At 61.7% G+C, this 230-nt stretch carries 1 protein-coding gene; it reads left to right on the forward strand.

Features of this window, described 5'->3' with window-relative positions; genetic code table 11:
* Positions 1–40 precede the first annotated feature (40 nt).
* A partial coding sequence (locus ACKRDP_RS10070; protein WP_489685594.1) for a hypothetical protein occupies positions 41–230 on the forward strand: 190 nt, incomplete at its 3' end.

Consider the following 230-nt stretch of genomic DNA (forward strand, 5'->3'; position numbering starts at 1 on the left):
GTTATTCGCCTCTGAATCGCTTCGCCGAAGGAGTACGCCGTTGAGTGCAACAACCCCGGCTGCGCAGCCCACCACCGCTTCCGCACTCGCCTCTTCGCCTCACGACGACGGTGACCTCGCGGAGTTCGGCTACGAGCAGCAGCTGCATCGATCGCTGGGAAAGTTCGCGTCTTTCGCCGCGGGCTTCTCCTTCGTCTCCATCCTCACCACGATCTTCCAATTGTTCGGCC

Origin of the sequence: Pampinifervens navoyensis (assembly GCF_046159715.1) — a bacterium.
Lineage (GTDB): Bacteria > Aquificota > Aquificia > Aquificales > Aquificaceae > Pampinifervens.